The 20462-nt window shown below is 63.1% G+C and carries 16 protein-coding genes; 6 read left to right on the forward strand and 10 right to left on the reverse strand.

From position 1 onward, the window contains the following. Window positions 1-16 precede the first annotated feature (16 nt). From NK8_RS22430 to NK8_RS22445, 4 genes are all read right to left on the reverse strand, one after another. On the reverse strand, window positions 17-1201 hold the full coding sequence (locus NK8_RS22430) for an aminotransferase class V-fold PLP-dependent enzyme (RefSeq protein WP_213231192.1): 1185 nt from the start codon (window positions 1199-1201) through the stop codon (window positions 17-19). 33 nt (window positions 1202-1234) lie between these two features. Continuing rightward, window positions 1235-2857, reverse strand: coding sequence for an OPT/YSL family transporter (locus tag NK8_RS22435; protein WP_225936385.1), 1623 nt, complete (start codon window positions 2855-2857; stop codon window positions 1235-1237). Window positions 2858-2924: 67 nt separating this feature from the next. Further along, complete coding sequence (locus tag NK8_RS22440; protein WP_213231193.1) at window positions 2925-3653, reverse strand: IclR family transcriptional regulator; 729 nt, start codon at window positions 3651-3653, stop codon at window positions 2925-2927. Between the two features lie 193 nt (window positions 3654-3846). After that, on the reverse strand, window positions 3847-5529 hold the full coding sequence (locus tag NK8_RS22445) for an alkaline phosphatase family protein (RefSeq protein WP_213231194.1): 1683 nt from the start codon (window positions 5527-5529) through the stop codon (window positions 3847-3849). Window positions 5530-5857: 328 nt separating this feature from the next. Between NK8_RS22445 and NK8_RS22450 the strand changes: the two genes are divergently transcribed. From NK8_RS22450 to NK8_RS22470, 5 genes are all read left to right on the forward strand, one after another. Next, window positions 5858-6535 (forward strand): heavy metal response regulator transcription factor, encoded by a 678-nt coding sequence (locus NK8_RS22450; RefSeq protein ID WP_061176283.1) that lies wholly within the window; start codon window positions 5858-5860, stop codon window positions 6533-6535. Further along, complete coding sequence (locus tag NK8_RS22455) at window positions 6535-7968, forward strand: heavy metal sensor histidine kinase (protein ID WP_213231505.1); 1434 nt, start codon at window positions 6535-6537, stop codon at window positions 7966-7968. The genes NK8_RS22450 and NK8_RS22455 overlap by 1 nt, the downstream gene beginning before the upstream one ends. Before the next feature lie 182 nt (window positions 7969-8150). Further along, complete coding sequence (locus NK8_RS22460) at window positions 8151-8423, forward strand: DUF4148 domain-containing protein (protein ID WP_213231195.1); 273 nt, start codon at window positions 8151-8153, stop codon at window positions 8421-8423. A gap of 65 nt (window positions 8424-8488) precedes the next feature. Next, complete coding sequence (locus NK8_RS22465; protein ID WP_213231197.1) at window positions 8489-8758, forward strand: DUF4148 domain-containing protein; 270 nt, start codon at window positions 8489-8491, stop codon at window positions 8756-8758. A gap of 118 nt (window positions 8759-8876) precedes the next feature. Beyond that, window positions 8877-9707, forward strand: coding sequence for an FTR1 family protein (locus tag NK8_RS22470; RefSeq protein ID WP_213231199.1), 831 nt, complete (start codon window positions 8877-8879; stop codon window positions 9705-9707). Window positions 9708-9776: 69 nt separating this feature from the next. Here NK8_RS22470 and NK8_RS22475 read toward each other — a convergent pair whose 3' ends face one another. The 6 genes from NK8_RS22475 to NK8_RS22500 all read right to left on the reverse strand — a co-directional run bounded on the left by NK8_RS22475 (window position 9777) and on the right by NK8_RS22500 (window position 17842). Further along, window positions 9777-11204, reverse strand: a complete 1428-nt coding sequence (locus tag NK8_RS22475; protein ID WP_213231201.1) for an efflux transporter outer membrane subunit — start codon at window positions 11202-11204, stop codon at window positions 9777-9779. Window positions 11205-11215: 11 nt separating this feature from the next. Then, window positions 11216-12397: an efflux RND transporter periplasmic adaptor subunit gene (locus NK8_RS22480; RefSeq protein WP_213231203.1), complete on the reverse strand. Its 1182-nt coding sequence runs from the start codon at window positions 12395-12397 to the stop codon at window positions 11216-11218. A gap of 8 nt (window positions 12398-12405) precedes the next feature. After that, window positions 12406-15597 carry an efflux RND transporter permease subunit gene (locus NK8_RS22485; RefSeq protein ID WP_213231205.1) on the reverse strand — a complete coding sequence of 1064 codons (3192 nt, stop codon included), beginning with the start codon at window positions 15595-15597 and terminating at the stop codon, window positions 12406-12408. Between the two features lie 145 nt (window positions 15598-15742). Continuing rightward, window positions 15743-16567 (reverse strand): undecaprenyl-diphosphate phosphatase, encoded by an 825-nt coding sequence (locus NK8_RS22490; protein ID WP_213231207.1) that lies wholly within the window; start codon window positions 16565-16567, stop codon window positions 15743-15745. 68 nt (window positions 16568-16635) lie between these two features. Next, window positions 16636-17034 (reverse strand): histidine kinase, encoded by a 399-nt coding sequence (locus NK8_RS22495; protein ID WP_213231209.1) that lies wholly within the window; start codon window positions 17032-17034, stop codon window positions 16636-16638. Between the two features lie 22 nt (window positions 17035-17056). Then, the gene (locus NK8_RS22500) at window positions 17057-17842 is read right to left on the reverse strand and encodes a hypothetical protein (protein WP_213231211.1); all 786 of its coding nucleotides are present in this window, start codon (window positions 17840-17842) and stop codon (window positions 17057-17059) included. 378 nt (window positions 17843-18220) lie between these two features. Between NK8_RS22500 and NK8_RS22505 the strand changes: the two genes are divergently transcribed. After that, entirely contained in the window at window positions 18221-20443 is a 2223-nt protein-coding gene (locus NK8_RS22505; protein ID WP_213231212.1) for a TonB-dependent siderophore receptor, read from the forward strand. The last annotated feature ends 19 nt before the right edge of the window (window positions 20444-20462 follow it).

A 20462-nucleotide genomic window follows, 5' to 3' on the forward strand; every position in this document is an offset into this window, starting at 1 on the left:
AATCAGATGCTGGCGCTCAGGCGAGCGTCGCGCGGATGATTTGCACGACGCGGTCGATCTCGTCGTGCGTATTGAAGTAGTGCAGCGACACGCGGGCCATCGTGCTCACGCCGTATCGCGCGAGGATGGTGTCGGCCATGAAGCCGCCTGCCTCGATGATGCAGTGCTGCGCCTCCAGCGCCGACACGAGCGTGGCAGGATCGACACCGCGCAGGTTGAACGGCACGATGCCGATGCGTTGCGCGACATGCGTCGGTCCGTAAAGCTCGAAGCCGGGCAGTGTCGAGAACTGGTCGACCGCGTATGCAGTCAACGCCCGCACGCGTTCGGCGATCGCGTCGATGCCGATTTCCCGGGCGTAACGCAGCGCCGCACCGAGCGCGAGAATGGCCGGCACGACGGGGCATCCGGCTTCGAAGCGTCGCGCGCTCGCCACGAACGAGAGCGCGCCCGTCGTGCGGTCGAATGTGCCGTTCCACCAGCCCGCGAGCACCGGCTCCAGCTTGTCGATATGCGCCTCTCGCACGTAAAGAAAGCCCGAGCCTTCAGTCGCGCGCAGGGCCTTGCGCCCGCACGCCGCGAGAAAATCGCAGTCGAGTTGCGCAACGCTGACGGGCAACATGCCGACGCTCTGCGACGCATTCACGAGTGACATCACGCCGTGCTCGCGCGCTACCTTGCAGATGCTCGCGGCGGGCTGAACCGCACCGGTGGAATTGGGCACTTGAGAGAACGTGACGAGCCGCGTGCGTGGCGTGATGGCGGCGGAGAACGATTCCGGTGCGAGCATGCCGGCCGCGTCAGCCGCGATCATTCTCACCACTACGCCGTGCGTGTGTTCCAGGCGGCGCCAAGGCAACAGGTTGCTGAGCATTTCGGTATCGGCGACGAGAATCTCGTCGCCCGGTTGCCAGCGAATGCCGTGCGCAACAAGCGAGATGGCTTCCGTCGCGTTCTTGGTGAAGGCGATTTCATGCGCGCCCGCCTCGATGAACGCGGCGAGTTCGCCGCGCACGGCGTCCACGCGGGCGTAGGTTTCCTTGCGGAACGAGGGCAGGTAGATGCCCACGTGCCCCGTGTCGAGCAGATAGCGACGTGCCTCGTCGAGCACGGAATCGGGCGGCAGGGACGCGGCGGCCGTGTCCATGTAGACGGTGGTGGCGGTCAGCGGCGTGGCTGCGCGGATGGCTTCGATATTCATGCTGCGTTTCAGGTCCAGAAGAAGGGAAGCGGATTACTTGTGCAGACGGCTGACGGAACCCCCGAAACTGAACAGGGCGTCGCCGGCGATGACGCCGCCCGCGAACGCGCTCATCTCGGCGGTATGGCGCTCGCCGCGCAGACGCGTGATGACAAAGCGGATCGCGAGTCCGGCAAGTACGGCCCAGCCAGCAAGTGGCGAAGCGATCAGCATGCCGGTCGAAAGCAGAATGCCGAGTTGCCGCTTGGCGCCGCCGAGCAATTGCAGGAGCGCGCCCGGAATCGCCCAGATGGAGAGGTTGCGGGCGATTTCCATCGACGAGCCGGCCTTCACCGACGCCGCATAAACGCGGTCGACGGGCGGCACCATGTTGCGCGAGAAGAAGTGATCGTGAAACGCGATCACGACGATCGCCGCGACGATGAAACCTGCCATCGCGGCGATCAGCTGCTGCCGGCGGCCTGCCAGTTCGGCGTCCATGTCGCGGCCTTCACCGCGCAGCAGATAGCCGGTCTTGAGGTCGTAACCCATGTCCGCGAACGCCGGGCCCGTGGCGGCCGAGAAGCCGGCCAGCACGGCCAGCGCCGAGGGCGGGAAGCCGATCACGATGCCGATCGTCAACGTGATGAGCGCGACGGCGAACGCCGGGAACCAGCCGGAATGCATCGCCGCGATGCCGACGATCAATTCGTGCGCGTAAGCGGCGAGCGCGGCATAGACGATGAAGCCGACCAGCATCCCCGGCGACAACTCGGTGATGTGACCTGCAAGCACCGAGATCAACAGCGCGACGAGCATGTACGCGATGAATCCGCCGGACAGCACGCGCGTTGCCCGCGCGCCCGACATTTCCAGATTGCGCGGATCGGTGTCGTTGCTTGCACGCGAGCGATGAATCTCGCGCGCCACCTGAAACAGCGCGACGATGCCCGCGCCGATCATCAGCCCGTGCGGAATATAGGCCGCCGCGATGTCGACATGAAGGAGCGGAATCGAATAGCCGCGGATCAGCAGACCTATGCCGAACATCGTCAGCGCGGCGAGATTGCCGAGGAAGGCCGCGCCGAACGCGGACATCGGCACGCCGACGATCGCGCCGGCAACGCCGGCCGCAACGCCGAGTCCGAGGAAGGCGGCCTTGCGGCCGCCTTGATCGCCGGCCCAGATGGCTTCGGCGGTAGCGACTCCGGCCGGCCACGTACCGGTCGCCGGAAAGATCTTGCTGCCGAAGAGGTGATAGAGCATCGCGCCGTCGACGAGCATCGCCGCAATGGCGCCGATGAGCATCGGCGTGACGAGTTCGGGCATGCCCATCGCGAACGGCACGCCGAGCGGGATCATCAGCGAATTGGCGGCGCCGAACGTGGCCGACGAAATGGCCGTCTGCACGAGGTTTTGCCGTTCGAGCACCCGGAAGCGGCGCGTTACCTGTAGCGGAATGCGCGAGAACACGATCGCGATCAACGCGCCGATGATCGACGTGTTCGCCGAAATGCCGAGCGAAACGATGAGCTGCATGCCGATGATCGCGCCCAGCACCGAGAGGCCCATCGACACGACCAGCAGCAAAGGCTCGAAGAAGGACACGCGCGGGCGCGGCGAGTCTGCTGGCACGGATGTGTCTAAATCGGCAGGCATGTCGATTGATCCTTTCATGATGTCGTGTCTCCGCCGGCTCGAGTGGCGCGGCTCAGGCAATAGGGTGGGTGAGTCGTCGGAAGGGTCAACCGGTCAGCCCGACCACGGGCTCGATCGTTTCGCGGGTCTTCTTCAGGGCTTCGATGAGTCGCGGAATGGCCTCGCCATCCAGTCGCTGGACGGGCCCGGCGATGCCCAGCGAACCGATGACGCTGCGGCGGTCGCGAGACCATAGCGGGACTGCGAGCCCGGCGACCGTCGCGGCCGCCTCCTCGCGCGTGTGGCACCACCCGTCCTCCCGCACCCTGGCGAGTTGTTCTTCCAGCTTCGCGTGGCCTGCCGTTTTGGTGTGTTGATGGATCGTGGCGCGAAACGCTTCGGGCTGAAAAGCGAGGATTGCTTTCGCGTGCGCGCCGGCGTTGAGCGCGAACCGCTGACCCAGTTCGATGGAGAAGCGCAACTGCTGCTGACTCTGCGCCATGTCGGTGCAAACCGCGTCGGTGCCGTCGAGAAGAGAAAGGAACACGGTTTCGCCGCTCGTCTGGGCCAGCGCATCGAGCGCGGGTTGCACGACGTCGGAAGGCGCGAAGGTGCGGTGCGCGACCTGACCAAGCTCGAACAGCCGCAAGCCCAGCGAATAGCGGCCGGCGCTGTCCTGCCGCAGGAAGCCATTCTCCGCGAACGACGCGAGCACGCGATGCACCACGGCGTAGTGGACGCCGGTGGCTTTCGCGAGCTCCCTCACGCCCCACGAAGGATCCTGAAGTGTGAATCGGGTAAGCAACGCCAATGCGCTATCGAGTGTTTTGAGCATTTTTTGTCTCCCTATGAGAGACACTGTCTCTCCTTGAAAAAATGATATTTGCGATAGGTGCCTTTAGTCAATCAAGGGTTTACGCGACGGAAAGGTCAGACAATGCGTCGCTGCGAGATGCGCCGCCAAAAAAAAACCCGTCCGTCTGGACGGGCAAAACGAGAGAGCGGAAATTGCCGCCGGGAGCGCGCGATTAGAAGCGCTCGCCGTCGAATCCGGGCAACGCTTGCGTGCCTTCGATCTCGACGGAATGCAGGCGTCTGGCGTTCACGCCCAGAAGCCTGAGCATGGTCGGCGCGACCTGCGTGGTCAGCACACGGTCATCGACCGTGCGGCCCGCGTGCTTCATTCCGGGCGCGTACACGATCAGGCCGAGATGGCCGTCATCTGGCGCGTTGCCACCGTGCTCTTCATCCTTCGACGCGCTCGACGTGTAGATCACGCCCGGATTCGGCTGCACGATGATGTCCGGCGTGCGGCCCTGTTTCGGATCGCCGAACGCGGCTGCGATGCGCGGACCGTAGAGCAGATAGGCATCCGGTCCGTCCGCGCAGATGCCCGGCGCGTTACAGCCCAGATTGTCCTTGAGCGACTTGACCGCCTGCGCAAGCTGATGCTGATCGCGCAGCCAGATGAGACTGACGTCGTCGCTCTGTACGAAGCCGGTGTCGGCCAGCCCGCTGCCATCGTTCAGGTTGCCGGTCTTCGTCGCGTTCTGGCCGTAGTTGCCCTTCGGATCGAGATAGTTGTTCGCCTGAAGCAGCGCCGCGACCGTATCGCCGTTCTTGACGAGCTTGCTGTGATCGGACGGCGACTGGCCGTGCTTGGCCGTCACGATGATCGCGGTGGACCGATACAGGCCGCGCTGTTTCAGCTCCGACACGATACGCCCGAGCGACGCGTCGACATAAGCGATGGCGGCGCTCACCTGCGGACCCGGCGTGAAGCTGGCGTCGAGATAGCCGCCGTTCGTCGCCACCGTGGCCTTCTGCGCGACGCTCAGCGTCTGGAAGTTCGCGCCGAAGAGGGTCGGCACGCCAGGCGAGGCGTCGCCTGTCGAACTCTTGCCGTCGATCTGATTGACGAGCGCCTGCACGTGGAGATCGTCGAAGACTTCGGTATGCGTGTAGATGTCGGTGTAGTTCGAGTTCGTCTTCGGGTCGATGGCGTTGATCTCGGTACGCATCAGATCGTCGACGCCCGCGCCCGACGGTCCGTTCAGCCAGTCGTAGCCCCACGCGTGTTTGTCGGCCCACGCCGTGCGCGCTTGCGGCACGCTCGACTTGACGACCTCGAAGACGGTATTGGTCTTCACATAATCGTGCGGATAAACGGGCTTGCAGACGCCATCGACTTTCGCATGGGGAATCGCCTGCGGATTGAATGCGCCGCCGCCGTCGAGATGCGTGAGCGCTCCGCCGTTCTGGCCATCGATGCCGGTGGTTTCGTCGAAGACCACATTCCAGCCCTGCGCGCCGCTGCAGTTGGCATCGGACGGTGCGTACAGGGTGCGGTCGTACGACACGTCGTAGAAGAGCCCGGTCGTCTTGGGCGAGCCACCGGTCACGAGTGCGGCGAGACCCGGAAAGGAATCGGACAGTCCGGGCGTGTGAGCGTTCGTGTAAGTAACACCGTCCTTCGCGAGCAGCGCGATGTTGGGACACGCATTGGACGCCACGCAGCGCGCGACGTCCTGTTCGTGCAGACCGTCGAAACTGATCAGAATCACATGTTTCGCGATAGCGCGGTCGTCATGATCCGGCCGGCGATGATCGCGCTCGTCCGCCTTCGCATGCGACGCGTGAAAGGCGACCGCCGCGAGAATCGCGCCGAGGAGAGGGCTTTGCGCGAGGGCGCGCCTGTTCGTCTTCTTCATGTCTCACCTTTTTGTCAATTGATGAACCTCTTTTCAGAGGCCTATCAATTTGCGGTGCGATTGCGGCGTGTCCATGAACAAGCGCTTTCGATTGACTGTCTTCTGCGTACTTTATTTTCGTCGATTGCAGTCTTTGTTAAGGATGTCATAAGGATGGGTATGCGTTGCAGGATGAGCCCGATCATCGCCGGGGCTTTTTCTCCCTCAGGATTTGCAGGAAAACCCGTCCTGGCTGAACCATCCCTAGATAACAGATTTGTAATTCAGCTTGCGTGAGGCGCGCGTAAAATTGCCTGCAGACGAACTTTGAGCAAACGGAACTGCCACGATGCGGGTACTCATTGTCGAAGACGAGCAGAAGGCGGGCGCCTACATCAAAAAGGGCCTCGAGGAAGCGGGTTACCTTGTCGACGTGGTCGGCGATGGCGCCGAGGGCCTCATTCTCGCGAAAGAAGAGAACTACGACGTGATCGTTCTCGACGTCATGCTGCCCTCGATGGACGGCTGGTCCGTGGTCAAGAACCTGCGCGAGTCGAAGTCGACGCCCGTTCTTTTTTTGACCGCGCGCGACGACGTTTCCGACCGCGTGCGCGGCCTGGAACTGGGTGCCGACGACTATCTGGTCAAACCCTTCGCCTTTGTCGAACTGCTCGCCCGGGTGCGCTCGCTTGCGCGTCGCGGTCCCCCTCGGGAAAGCGATCTCATCGTTCTCGGAGATCTGGAAATCGACGTCACGCGGCGGCGCGTCAAGCGCGCGGGCAAGCGCATCGACCTCACGCCGCGCGAGTTCGCGTTGCTGCAATTGCTCGCCAGACGGCACGGCGAAGTATTGAGCCGCACGCAGATAGCGTCATACGTCTGGGACATGAATTTCGACAGCGACACCAATGTCGTGGAAGTCGCCATACGAAGACTGCGCGCGAAGATCGACGACGAATTCGCCACCAAACTGATTCAGACCGTTCGCGGTGTGGGTTACGTCATCGCGCTGGAAGACTCGGCGTGATCAGACCACGTTCGCTGACCACCACGCTTGCTCTGGCGTTCGCGGCGACCACACTGGCGGTATTCGGGCTCGTCGGCACGTTCGTCTACTTCGCGCTGGAACAGCAGGTCAAGGTTCAGGATGATCTCGATATCGTTCTCGCGGCCCGGCATACACGCCGCCTTGCCGACGAGTTGACCGACTACGGCGATATTCTGCAGCATCAGGAACGACTCGAAAGCCAGGTGCTCGGAAACGAAGCCCTATCGCTGCGAATCCTCGACTCGGCCGGGAAGACGCTCGTGCAACACAACGTCGATCCAGCGACCGCCACGCTGGAGATTCCCGCCGCCGTACCTGCCGACGCACAGATCACGGAACGATCCATCCTGCCGCTCGCCACGACCGCCGGCGCGCCGATTCGCGCACTCGCGGTCGATGCCTTGCTGCAGAACGGAACGACTGCGACCATCGTCGTCATGCGCAACATGCATGACCGTTGGGTGCTGCTGGATCGATACCGCGACAAGCTGAATGTGGCAGGCATGCTCGGCGTTCTGCTGGCGTTCTGCATCGGCTATTTCCTCGTGCGTCGCGCCATGCGGCCGGTGCGTGAAATGGCTGTCGATGCGGCCAGCATCACTTCGGACAAGCTCAATACACGCATCGAAATGTCGCGCATTCCCACCGAACTCGAACCGCTCGTCGTCTCGCTGAACGGGATGCTCGCCGGACTGGAGAGCAGCTTTCAACGACTCTCGCAATTCACCGCCGATCTCGCGCACGACATGCGTACGCCGCTTTCCAACATGCGTGGTGCGATGGAGGTCGCGCTCGCGCGGCCACGCCCCGTCGAGGAGTATCAGGCGACACTCGAGTCCAGCCTCGAAGAGTGCGAGCGGCTTTCGCGGATGATCGAGAACGTGCTGTTTCTCGCGCGCGCCGAGCATCCGCAGTTTTCGAAGAACATGCGCGTCATCGACGGCGGCAAGGAATTGCAGCATATCGGTGATTACTTCGAGGGACTGGCGGACGATGCGGGTGTTCATATCGTCGTGTGTGGGTCCGCGATGTTGCGCGTCGATGTGGAACTCTTCAGGCGCGCGGTCAGCAACCTGCTTGCCAACGCCATGCGATTCACGCCGGCGCAAGGCGTGATCACCCTGTCGATCCACGACGCGGGAGACATGACCCGCGTATGCGTGGAGAACGAAGGCGCGCCCATTCATCCTTCCCTGCTCGAGCGGATCTTCGATCGCTTTTACCGGGCAGATCCATCGCGCGGTGCGTCAGGGGCGGCTGCAGGATCGGCCGGACTCGGACTTGCGATCGTTCGCACCATCATGGACCTGCACGGCGGCCGCGCGCACGCCGAGAGCGATGCGCGCAGCACGCGGTTCATACTGACCTTCCCGGTTGCGGAAGCGCCTGGCTTGCCCGCGAGACAGAAATAAACGTTCCGCAGGCAGCAGCGTTTCTACGCCTTCAGATTTCAAACTTGTAACGTCACAGTCAGACTTTCGGCAGCGCTCCGAATCCAGAATGACTTCAGCGTCGGCAATCATTGAAGCCGGTGTCGGGAGGGTCAATTGCACTCGGGCAAAACCCTCGTCTTCTATATCGGAGAGGGAAAACCATGAAAGCTATGGCATGTGCGGTACTGGTAGCGACCACATTGCTGCCGTTCAGCGCGTTCGCGCAAACCACGGGCGGCCAGGTGACACGCGCGGAAGTGCGCGCCGATCTCGCGCAGCTGGAAGCGGTCGGGTATCGGCCGAGCACACATGACGCCGATTATCCCAATGCGCTCATGTCCGCCGAAGCGAAAGTCGCAGCGATGCAAGGTCACAACGGCGCGTATGGCGGCGATCAGGGCGGCGCGCATCAAACGGGCACCGCTGCGCAATAGCGTTTGAAGCGGCGTCGCCGCGAAACTCAATTAATCTATTTACGTATTCCTAAGGGACTTGGATCATGAACAAGGCTGCTATGTTTCTTCTCGCTTCATTGGCTATTGGCGTGGCAGGTCAGGCGTCCGCGCAGACCAGCGGATTGACGCGCGCTGAGGTCAATCAACAACTGGTTCAGGCCGAGGCACAGGGTCTGTTGCCTTCGAGCGGCACGGACTATCCGCCGAATGCAGCCGCCGTCGCGCGGAACAAGGCGGCCTTCCAGGCCCGCGAGCAGGCGCATGTCTCGGCAACGGGTTACGGCGGCGCAACGGACGGTCAGACGTCGCACTGAACGCGGACGCGCGGGGAACGGTTTCATCAATTGCGCTACGTCGCGTAAGCAAACGCTAAGCCTTTTTGCTTGCAATCTGTTTACGCTCGTAGCTTTTCCTCGTTCGCCAACCTCCGCCATGTTGCCCACCGCTCTGATTGTGTTTCGGGAAGTGCTCGAAGCGTCGCTGATCGTTTCCATCGTCCTTGCGGCGAGCAGAGGCGTCGCGGGACGTGGATGGTGGGTCGGCGGCGGACTGATTGGAGGTCTGGCCGGCGCGGCCCTGCTCGCGCTCTTCGCGGATGCGCTGTCGAATCTTGCATCGGGGTTCGGACAGGAATACTTCAATGCCGCCGTCATGTTCGTCGCGGTCGCGATGCTCGGATGGCACAGCATCTGGATGAGCCGGCATAGCCGCGAGATGGCGCGGCAGATCGCGGAAGTCGGCAAGGCGGTGGCCAGCGGAACGCGGCCGCTGGCGGGCCTTGCCATCGTGGTTGGCGCGGCCGTGCTGCGCGAGGGCGCCGAGGCCGTCCTGTTTCTCTACGGCGTGCTCGTCAGTTCGCCGGGTCAGAAGCCCGAAATGGCGCTTGGCGGGGTGCTTGGTCTCGCAGGTGGCGTATTCCTGGGCTATGCCATGTATGCGGGCCTGTTGCAGATCCCGCTGAAGCGTCTCTTCACTGTGACCAACGCGCTGATTGTCCTGCTTGCCGCGGGCATGGCAAGCCAGGGTATCGGCTTCCTCATCTCGGCCGATCTCGTGCCGACCTGGGGCGACGCCGTCTGGGACACCTCCGGCCTGCTCGACGAGACCTCGTTGCTCGGCAAGATGCTGCATGCGCTCATCGGCTACACGGCACGTCCTGCAGGTACGCAAATCGTCGCGTACGTTGTCACCGCGGTGACCATCGTCCTGCTGTCCCGCGTCGCGGCCGGGCGGGAAGCGTATAGGCACGCCGTGCGGCACTGAGTTGCACGGGTTGCGCCGGCATGTTTCGACATGCCGAACTCCCGTGCCGCTCCAGTCACAAGTCCAATATCATTGATCGGCCCTTACCCGCCAGCCGCCGCCCAGCGCGACCAGCAGCCCCACGGAGGCGACGGCCCGGCGCGCGTCGATCTGCTCGGCGGTGCGTTCGTTGGTGAGCGCAATGGTCTGCGCGGTCACGACATCCAGATAGCTCACCGCGCCAGCATCGAAACGATTCTTCACAAGCTTCAGGGAGAGCGCCGCCGCGTCCGAGGCGACGCGCTGACTGCATGCTTCGTCGGCGAGTGCGTTCAAAGCTGTGAGGTTGTCCTCGACTTGCTGGAACGAAGTCAGCACGGTCTGCCGGTAATCCGCGACGTAGCCGTCATAGCGGGCATGCGCGCTTTCCAACGAAGCCTTCCGGCGTCCGCCATCGAACAAGGTGCCTGCGAGCTGCGGACCGATTGACCAGAAGAGACTCGGCGCGGTGAGCCAGGGCGCAAAGAAGCTCGACTCCAGACCCGCGCTCGCGCTCAGGACCAGGTCGGGAAAGAACGCGGCGCGCGCTTCGCCGATTTGCGCATTGGCGGCGAACACGCGGCGTTCGGCCGCGGCGATGTCCGGCCGCCGTTCGAGCAATTGCGAAGGCACGGCATGCGGAATGTCCGGCAACAGGAAGGTTTGTTGGCGCGATGGAATCGAAAACGTCGAAGCCGGTTCGCCGATGAGCGTCGCGATCGCATGTTCGAGCATTGCGCGCTGCGACGCGGCTTCGGTCGCCTGCGTGCGCGTGCTTTCCAGTTGCGCCTGCGCTTGCGCGACAGCCGATGCGTCGATTGCGCCGCTGGCAAGTTGCCGCTTCAGCAGTTGCAGGGCAGCGTCGTAGGCACTGACGGAATCGTCGAGAAGCTGCTTTTGTGTATCGAGCGAGCGGAGATTGAAGTAGTCCACCGCGAGCTGACTCGAGAGCGAGAGGCGCAACGCTTCGACATCGGCGGCGCTTGCTTCGGCGCTGGCTTGCGCGTCGAGGGTGGCATCGTGGATGCGCCCGAAGAGATCCGGTTCCCAGGACGCGGATACGCCTGCCGAATAGTCGGAGATGGTCTGTCCCGCCAGCGATTTGCCGAGCAGATTCTGCGAGGTGCGGTAGCGGCTCTGCGCGACGCCGGCGCTCACTGTCGGGAAGAAGCCCGCGCGCTGATAGTCGACCATGGCGCGCGCTTCCTGCAACGAAGAGACGGCCTTCTTCAGCGTCTCGTTCGAGACGTTCACGCGCGCTTCGAGCGCATCGAGCTGCGGGTCCTTGTATGCCGTCCACCACGGGCCGCGCGGTGTCGAATCGGCAGGCTGGGCAACGGACCATTGTGGTGAGCCCGCGAAATGCGCCGGAACGGCGACCTCGGGTTGATGGTACGGCGGCACCGTCGAGCAGGCGGCGAGCGCCACGCAGACGAGGGCGGCGGCGCAACGATGCAGGGCGAAAGGGACGCGATTCATTCTGTTTTCCTTCACGATGCGCTGGCGGTCTTCGCGATCTTCACCGCTTCGCCGCTCGTGATGGCGTCGCCGGGATTGTCGATCACCTTGTCGGACGCCTGCAGGCCGGTCACGACTTCGACATGCGTGCCGAAATCGCGACCGAGCGTCACGGTCCTGAGGCTGATCCGGTTCGATGCATCGACGGTCGCCACCGTCACGCCGTTCGGCCGAAAGAGCAGGGCGCTGACAGGAACATCCAGTTTCGGCGTCTGACTGACGAGTTCCAGATGCGCCTGTGCGTACGCGCCCGGCAACAGCGCGCCATCGCCGTTCGCGACATCCAGCTCGACGCGCAGAGTGCGCGTTACCGGGTCCATCGCGCCGGCATTGCGCGCGACCGTCGCGGGGAAACGTCGTCCGGGATACTGCTGCACGGTGAGATACGCCTGTGTCGTCGAGGTCACGTAAGGCGCGTCGCCCTGCGGGACGTCGATGAATACGCGCAGGGTGTCGCTCTGCACTTCATGGAAGAGTTCGCCCGTGGCGCCAGCGAGTCCCGGTGCGCCGCCTGCCGTGACGAGCGCGCCGACATCGACACGGCGCGCGCTCAGCACGCCGTCGAACGGCGCGAGCACTTTCTCATACGACACGAGTTCCGTGAGGCGGCGCACGTTGGCTTGCGCGGATGACAGCATGGCCTGCTTCGCGAGCATATCGCCGGATTTCGTATCGGCGTCCTGTTGCGAGACCGACTGCGTCTTCAGCATGTCCTGCCAGCGCGCGGCCGTGTCCCGCGCGTAGACATAGTTCGCACGCGCGGTGGCTTCGTCGGCGCGTGCCTGCTGCAATTGCGCGTCGACTTCGGGTGTCTGGATCACCGCGAGCAGTTGCCCTTGCTTCACGTGCGCGCCGATATCGGCGTACCAGTGCTGAACATAGCCGCTGGTGCGCGCGTAGATGGACGCGTCCGAGAACGCCGACACGGCGCCCGGCAGCAGCAGTTCCTGCGTGGCGGGCGCTGCACGCGGCGCGATGACCGAGACGTTCATCACGCTCTGGACGTCGGCCTGCGCGGCCAGCGCGCTTTGTGCATGCAGGCGCGGCACGATGCCGACAGCGAGCAGTGCGGCGGCGATCCCGAGCAGGATCAGCGGAGGAAGAATGCGCCGTGGCGTGCGCGGCTTGGTGGTATGTTCGTCTTGCTGATTCATGATGGTCGTTATTTGGCGTCGATGGAAGGATGGACGTCTGATGCGCCTCGCGCGGCGCGCCGGCGCGCGAGCCAGGCGTGCACGACGCCGAACACCACGGGCACGAAAAGCAGCGTGGACACCGTGCCGAGCATCAAACCGCCGATCACCGCGCGTCCGAGCGGCGCGTTCTGTTCGCCGCCATCGCCCAGTCCGAGCGCCATCGGCAGCATGCCGATCAGCATGGCGAGCGCGGTCATCAGCACCGGGCGAAAGCGTGAGAAGCCTGCTTCGATCGCGGCCTGCACCGGCGCCATGCCATTGCTCAACAGTTCGCGCGCCGCGTTGACCACCAGGATGCTGTTGGCCGTCGCGATGCCGATACAGAGAATCGTCCCGGTCAGCGCCGGCACGCTCAGCGTGGTGCCCGTCGCGAAGAGCATCCACGCGATACCTGCAAGCGATGCAGGCAATCCGCCGATGATGATGAGCGGATCGAGCCACGACTGAAAGTTCACGACCATCAGCAGATAGACCAGCGCGATGGCGAAGATCAGTCCGAAGCCGAGCCCGTTGAACGACTGCGTCATCGACTGGACCTGCCCGCGCATGACGATGGTCGAGCCGCCCGGCAGGTGCGCGCGGCTCTGCGCGATCAGGCGCGACACGTCCGCGGCGACGCCACCCAGATCGCGGCCCTGCACCGAGGCGTAGATATCGATCACGGGCTGCACGTTGTAGTGCGACACGACCGCTTGCTGCGAGCCGCGCTGCATGCTGCCGAGCGACGCCAGGATGCTCTGCGGCGCGCTCGACGCCGTGTGCTGGCTGAGCGGCAGATTGGCGAGCGTCTGCAACGAGTGGATGTCGTACTGAGGCACCTGCGCCATGAGCGGATAACTCACGCCGTTCTTTGGATCGAGCCAGAAATTCGGCGTGGTCTGCGAACTGCCCGAGAGCGAGATCAGCATGTCCTGCGCGATCTGCTTTTGCGTGAGCCCGGCCAGCATGGCCTTGGTGCGATCGACACGGACGTTGATCGCCGGGGCATCGTCGGGTTGCTGGATGTGTGCATCGACGAGTCCGTGGACGCCGCGTATCCGGGCGAGCAGATCGTTGGCTACCGCGCGATTGGCGGCGAGGTTCCTGCCGACGATCTGTATGTCGATCGGCGCGGGCTGGCCGAAGTTGAGAATCTGGCTCGTGATGTCGGCGGGCAGGAACGAGAACGTGGTGCCGGGAAACGAGGCCGCCAGCACGCCGCGCAGTTTCGCGACGTACGATGCGGTGGGCGCATGACCGGGCTTGAGGGCGATCATGATGTCGGCATCTTCCGAGCCGATCGGCGCCGACGACGAATACGTGAGGTTGATGCCGCTCACCGGCAGGCCGATGTTATCGAGCAGCGACGCCTCTTCGGACTTCGGTATCACGGTGCGGATCTTCGCCTCGACTTCATCGGTGAGCCGCGCCGTTTCTTCGATGCGTGTGCCCGTCGGCGCGCGCATGTGCAGGCGAATCTCGCCGGTATCGACACTGGGAAAGAAGTCGCGTCCCGCGAACGGAATCAGCGCCATCGAACCCGCGCAGAACAGCGCGAAGACCATGACGACGCTGCGCGGCCTGCCTGTGTTGCGCGTCAACGCGGCCTTGTAACGCACGCGCAGGGCTTCGAAGCGATGCTCGAAGCCCGCCTGCCAGCGCGACAGAAACGCGAGCCGCCCAGCCGGCGCATGTTTCGCGCGGGCCTTGAGCAGGTACATGGCGAGCGTCGGAATCAGCGTGCGCGAGAAGAAGTACGAAGCGCACATGGCGAACACGACTGCCTCGGCCATCGGCACGAACAGAAAGCGCGCCACGCCCGAAAGCATGAACATCGGCGCGAACACGATGCAGATCGAAAGCGTCGATACGAACGTGGGTACGGCGATCTCACCGGAGCCGTTGAGAATGGCGTCCGCAAGCGGCGCGCCGTTCTCCAGATGATGCGTGATGTTCTCGATCGCGACGGTCGCATCGTCCACCAGAATGCCGACGGCGAGCGCGAGACCGCCGAGCGTCATGATGTTGATGGTCTCGCCGAGCGCAGACAGCGCCAGCAGCGAAGTGATGACCGACAGCGGAATGGTCACCGCGATGATGAGCGTCGCGCGCCAGCTGCCGAGAAAGAGCAGGATCATCATCGCGGTCAGGCACGCGGCGATCAGCGCCTCGCGCACCACGCCGAGAATCGCGGACTTGACGAACACCGACTGATCCGCGAGCGGCACGATATGCAACGCCTTGGGCAAGCCGGCGGAGATCGTAGGCAGCATCGACTTGATCTGCTGGATGATGGTCAGCGTCGACGTGCTGCCGGTCTTCTCGACGGTCAGCAGCGCGGCGCGCTTGCCGTCGCTGCGCACGATGTTGGTTTGCGGCGCATAGCCGTCGCGCACCTGGGCCACGTCGCGCAGATAGACCACGCCGCCGTTGACCGCCTCGATGGGCAGATCGTTGAGCGCGGCGACGCTCTCTGTGCTGCCGTTCATCTGGACGTTGTATTCGCGCGTGCCGATCTTCGCGGTGCCGCCCGGCAAAATCAGGTTCTGCACGTTCACCGCGTTGACGATATCGCTCGGCGAGAGGTTTCTTGCCTGCAGCTTGCGCGGATCGATATCGATCATGATCTGGCGAATCTTGCCGCCATAGGGCAGCGGCACGGCAGCGCCCTGCACGGTGGCGAGCTGCGTGCGAACGAAACTGTTGCCGAGGTCGTACAGCGATTGTTCCGGCAGCGTCGCACTGGTCAGACCCAGTTGCAGGATGGGCACGGTGGACGCGTTATACGTGATGATATTGGGCGGCAGCGTGCCCGGCGGCAGGACGCGCAAAATCGACGCCGAGCTGGACGTCGCCTGCGCCACCGCGCGGTTGATGTCCGCGCCGGGATGAAAAAAGATCTTGATGATCGACACGCCGTTGAGCGACTGCGACTCCACGTGCTCGATGTTTTCGATATCCGAAGTCAGCGCGCGCTCATAGTTGGTCGTGATGCGCCGGGCCATGTCCTCGGCGGAAAAGCCGTTATAGGACCAGACGATGCTGACTACCGGAATATTGATGTTGGGGAAGATATCGGTCGGCGTGCGCAGGATCGCGAGCGGGCCGATCATGAACAGCAGCAGCGCCAGAACGATGAAGGTATAGGGCCGACGAAGGGCCAGTCGAACGATCCACACTGTACGTATCCACGGTTGTTACCCGGCGCTCGGACACGCGGGTTCTTTGATTGCACAACGGAGTGGAGTGTGCGGGTCGCCGACTTACCTGATTCTGACTGTCAAATGACAATCCTGTAATCTGCGTCGGCCGTCCGGTGACGCGTCAGTCGGCCCAGTTGACCCAGCCGAAATGCGCCGTGACCAGCACGGCGATGCCGAACGCGATCCGATACCAGGCGAACGGCACGAAGTCATGCGTGGCGACGTAGCGCAGCAGCCAGCGCACGCAGACCCATGCGCTCAGGAATGAGAAGATCAATCCGACGGCGAACAAGGGCGCGTCGGCCGCCGAGAGCAGATGACGTTCCTTGAAGAGGCTGTACGCGCCCGCGCCGATGAGGGTGGGAATCGCAAGAAAGAAACTGAACTCGGTCGCCGCGTTTCGGCTCAGCCCGACCAGCATGCCGCCGATGATGGTCGACCCCGAACGGCTGACGCCCGGCACGAGCGCGAGACATTGCAGGAGACCGACCTTGAGCGCATCGAACGGCGACATGTCGTCGACGGTGAAGACGCGCACCACGCTCTTGGGCCGGCGCTCGGCCCACAGGATCACCAGCGCGCCGGCGATGAAGGAGGTGGCCACGACCGTCGGGGTGAAGAGATGCGCCTTGACCGCCTTGCCCGCCAGAAGACCGATCACCACCGCAGGCAGAAACGCGATCAGCACGTTCGACACGAACCGCCGCGCACGCGAGGAATCGCCGAGCGCGGCGGCGGTGTCGACGAGACGACGCCAGTAGAACAGGATCACGGCGAAGATGGCGCCCGTATGGATCGCGATGTCGAATACCTTGGCTTTCTCGCTGGTGAAGTCGAGCAGCGAGCCGGCCAGGATCAGGTGACCGGTCGACGAGATCGGCAGAAACTCCGTCAACCCTTCGACGATGCCCATGATCGCGGCTTTGACGAGCAACAACGTATCCATATGCATTCCGCCTTTGGTTTTTGATTGTCATGAGGCCGTGGCCCGGCCGTGCAGCAGGCACGTCGTTACTATGATCCGAGCTTGTCCATCGTTGCAAGCAGATCCGCCAATGCCTTCTTGCAGGCCGCCTGTTCGGGCGCTTTGGCGCGCAACGTCTCCAGCGCGCGATCGATCGCCTTGTCGACGGTATGCCAGTCCGATGCGGCTCTGGGCTTGAGCGCGGGTTCGGCTTCGTCCCACGACGTCTCAAGATCCTTGATGCGAGTTTTGGCGCCAGCGAGATCGTTCTTTTCGACCTTCGCCGCCGTATCTACGACGATGCCGCGAAACGCAGACAGGTCTCCAAGCTTCGATGCGGCCTGTACCGAGGCAACCAGTTCGAAACCCGAAGGCGAGAACGAAGTAAGGAACGCCGCCGCGCCGATGACAGCGCTGACGCCAGTGACCAACAGCCAATTTGCTTTCATGCTTCGACTCTCCCGTTAAAGACTAGATGTGTGCCGAGGGCGATGCCTTGGCCGTCGGCTTGCGAATACTGACGAAAATCACCAGTGCGACGATCGCCGTGAGAAACGCCACGCTCGTATAGACCGCGCCGAGCCCGACGCCGCCATACGTACGCGACTGCGAGAGCAGATCGCCGAGTGAAGCGCCCAGCGGGCGCGTGAGGATATAGGCGATCCAGAAGGCGAGTACGCGGTTCAGACCGAAATACGCCGCCGCCGCGGTGAGCGCGATGAGTCCGCCGAAGACCACGACGCCCCACGAAAATCCTAGTCCCAATGCTTCCGTCGCCAGGTCGCCTGCCGCGGTGCCCAGCGCGAACGTGCAAAGGATCGCGACCCAGTAGAAGATCTCGCGCGGCCGGGTGTCGATATGCTGGATCGACAAGGTTCCCTCGCTGCGATACCAGAGCCAGAAAACGATCGCCAGCAGCGCGCCGAAGCAGGCGGTGCTCAGATACAGGCTGACGCTGGCGCCATCGGTCAGCGCATCGGTGATCTGCGTGCCCGCGACGCTGATCAGCACCACGCTGAGCCAGTAGGCCCACGGGACCAGTCTTCGAAAGTGCAGTTGCAAGCCGAGCGCGATGGCGAGAAGCGCGGCCGTGATCGCATCGGTGATGAGCATGCCCAGCCCGACATTGACGGCGAGATAGTCAGCGCCCGTCTCGCCGACGGTCGTCGACAGTATCTTGATCAGCCAGAACGCGATCGTCACTTCCGGAACCTTGTTCGCTGCCTGGATGAGATACGTTCGTTTGGATATGGACATCAGAGGCCTCTCCTTGAGATTGAACCAGCGTCGACTCAGGAGGCACTCTGATGGGGATTACTTAGGGGTCGCTTAGTGAGGGAATCGGGAAGGGAGTGTCGTCGTTCTTGCTCAAATCGCCAATAAGAATCATTCTCATTATGCCATGTTCGAGAGATTGTTTACTTAGCGTAAGCTTTCAGCGTTGCGCTTTCGCCTTATCTGACGGGCGTCTCGCGAGATCGGCGTTCGAAGACATTTACACGTTTGTAAATAAACATTACAATCCGATCTCGGTTGTTGAGGATGATTCTCATTAACCATTTCTAAACGCGATCCCGTTTCGCGCCCTGTCCGCTCCATGCAACGTGGGGCTTCATCCTTCTTCACTCTGTCACCATGCCCGCTTTGTTAAAGACGCGGACGCGCCTGCTCGCGTCCGTCGGTGCTCTTTATTGCGCAAGTTTTCTCGTTCCGTCACAGGCCGTCGCGCAGTCGATGTCCGCGCCAGACACCAGCGACCCGTCGGCGCAATCGCTGCCCGCCGTCCAGGTGAACGCGGCGGCGGTTCAGTCGGACCTGCAGACGAAGGAATTGCCATCGTATAAATTCACGGCGCCACTGCTCGACACGCCGCGTTCGATCACGGTCATTCCCGAAGAACTCATCAAGGAGACCAACGCGACGACTTTCGCCGATGCGCTCAAGACCGTTCCCGGCATCACCTTCCTCGGCGGCGATGCGGCAGCGAATCCTTCGGCGGACCGGCCGGTGATTCGCGGGTTCGAATCGCGCAATTCGATTTTCGTCGACGGCATCCGCGATTCGGGCGTGCAGAACCGCGAAACGTTCGATATCGAGAGCATCACGGTGATCAAGGGACCGGACTCCGTCTATGCGGGGCGCGGTGCGGTAGGCGGTTCCATCGACATCGAAACGAAGATGCCGAAGAACGAGAACTTCATCAGCGGCAGCGCGGGCATCGGGACCGATGCGTACAAGCGCCTGACGCTCGATGTGAACCAGAAGTTCGCCGACGACAGCGCGTTCCGTTTCAACGCGATGGGCTTCGATGCGAATCAGCCGGGCCGCAACAACGTGTACAGCAAGCGCTGGGGCGTGGCGCCTTCGGTGGCGTTCGGCCTGAACAGCCCGACGACGGTCACGTTCAGCTACTACCATCTGAACAGCTACGACATGCCCGATTTCAGCGTGCCTTTCCGCTCGACGGGCGGCACGCCGATCAACAGCGACCGCGGCCAGTTCTATGGTTTCAATAACCGTGACTATCGCTATAGTCAGACCGACACGGGCGAAGTGCGCGTCGAGCATCGCTTCAACGACAATCTGAAGCTCAGGAACACGACGATGTTCGGCCGCTCCACGCTCGACTACATCGCGACCAATCCGCAGTTGACGAGCCCGACGTCGAACATTCTCAGTCTGCAGGCGAAAAGCGGCAAGTACGCGACCAACAGCATCACGAACCAGACCGAGCTGACCGGCAAGGCGACGCTGCTCGGCATGCAGCACACGATGACGGGCGGCGTCGAGTTCAGTCACGAGCGCAGCCTCTATGAAGGCTATCTCGTCACGGATAGCGCGGGGAACAACATCCGCACGGGCGGTCCGTGTTCGGTCGCGTACAACTGCACGCCGGTCAACGCATGGAATCCGGACAATCCGTGGCTCGGCAGCGTGCTGCTCAACGGCGACAAGGGCTTTCCCGGCGCGGCGACGCACACGCAGACCAATATCGCTTCGGCCTATCTGTTCGACAGCGTGAAGATCACGGACCGCTGGCTCTTCAACGCGGGCGCGCGCTTCGACCGTTTCGACGTCACGTCGACGCAGGCCGGCGCGAAGGACCTGACCAACAACTCGAATCTCTTCAGCTATCAGCTCGGTCTCGTGTACAAGCTGCTTCCAACGGTCAGCCTGTACACGTCGTATGGCACCTCCGCGAATCCGCCGGGCGCGAACTCGGGTCTCGGCGGCGGTACGGATCAGCTCACGGCCACGAATCAGGATCTGTCGCCGGAGCGCAGCCGCAACATCGAAGTCGGCGCGAAGTGGGACGTGCTCGACCGTCTGTCGATGAACCTCGCGCTGTTCCAGACCGACAAGACCAACGCACGCGTGAGCGACGGTCTGGGCGGCACGATCAACGCGGGTCATCAGCGCGTGCGCGGCGTGGAAGTCGGCACGGCCGGCAACGTCACGGGCAAGTGGAGCATCTTCGGCGGCTATTCGTATCTCGACGCGATCACCGTCGATGCGGGCGCGGCCAGCGCGGCGTCGTCCGGTCTGCCGATGGTGATGGTGCCCAAGCACAACTTCACGCTCTGGTCGTTCTACGACGTCTCGCCGAAGCTGAAGGTCGGCGCGGGCGCGATCATCGCGAGCAAGTCGTATGCGTCGGTTTCGCCGACGGTGCTCAAGTGGACGCCCGGCTACGCGCGCTTTGACGCAATGGCGACCTATCACGTCGCGAAGAGCGTGGACCTGCAGTTGAACGTGAACAACATCTTCGACCGCAAATACTATTCGAGCGCGTACCCGATCTATGCGACCTGGGCGCCCGGACGTTCGGCGATGCTGACGCTCAATTTCTATCAGTAAGACGATCTGCGCGCGATGT

Origin of the sequence: Caballeronia sp. NK8, from assembly GCF_018408855.1 — a bacterium.
GTDB lineage: Bacteria > Pseudomonadota > Gammaproteobacteria > Burkholderiales > Burkholderiaceae > Caballeronia.

Bases quoted from the DNA above. Each gene is read 5' to 3' on its own strand.
- NK8_RS22490 (WP_213231207.1), bottom strand. From the start codon at position 16,567: ATGGATACGTTGTTGCTCGTCAAAGCCGCGATCATGGGCATCGTCGAA.
- NK8_RS22460 (WP_213231195.1), top strand. From the start codon at position 8,151: ATGAAAGCTATGGCATGTGCGGTACTGGTAGCGACCACATTGCTGCCG.
- NK8_RS22500 (WP_213231211.1), bottom strand. From the start codon at position 17,842: ATGTCCATATCCAAACGAACGTATCTCATCCAGGCAGCGAACAAGGTT.
- NK8_RS22430 (WP_213231192.1), bottom strand. From the start codon at position 1,201: ATGAATATCGAAGCCATCCGCGCAGCCACGCCGCTGACCGCCACCACC.
- NK8_RS22505 (WP_213231212.1), top strand. From the start codon at position 18,221: ATGCCCGCTTTGTTAAAGACGCGGACGCGCCTGCTCGCGTCCGTCGGT.
- NK8_RS22440 (WP_213231193.1), bottom strand. From the start codon at position 3,653: ATGCTCAAAACACTCGATAGCGCATTGGCGTTGCTTACCCGATTCACA.
- NK8_RS22450 (WP_061176283.1), top strand. From the start codon at position 5,858: ATGCGGGTACTCATTGTCGAAGACGAGCAGAAGGCGGGCGCCTACATC.
- NK8_RS22475 (WP_213231201.1), bottom strand. From the start codon at position 11,204: ATGAATCGCGTCCCTTTCGCCCTGCATCGTTGCGCCGCCGCCCTCGTC.
- NK8_RS22495 (WP_213231209.1), bottom strand. From the start codon at position 17,034: ATGAAAGCAAATTGGCTGTTGGTCACTGGCGTCAGCGCTGTCATCGGC.
- NK8_RS22445 (WP_213231194.1), bottom strand. From the start codon at position 5,529: ATGAAGAAGACGAACAGGCGCGCCCTCGCGCAAAGCCCTCTCCTCGGC.
- NK8_RS22465 (WP_213231197.1), top strand. From the start codon at position 8,489: ATGAACAAGGCTGCTATGTTTCTTCTCGCTTCATTGGCTATTGGCGTG.
- NK8_RS22480 (WP_213231203.1), bottom strand. From the start codon at position 12,397: ATGAATCAGCAAGACGAACATACCACCAAGCCGCGCACGCCACGGCGC.
- NK8_RS22435 (WP_225936385.1), bottom strand. From the start codon at position 2,857: ATGAAAGGATCAATCGACATGCCTGCCGATTTAGACACATCCGTGCCA.
- NK8_RS22470 (WP_213231199.1), top strand. From the start codon at position 8,877: ATGTTGCCCACCGCTCTGATTGTGTTTCGGGAAGTGCTCGAAGCGTCG.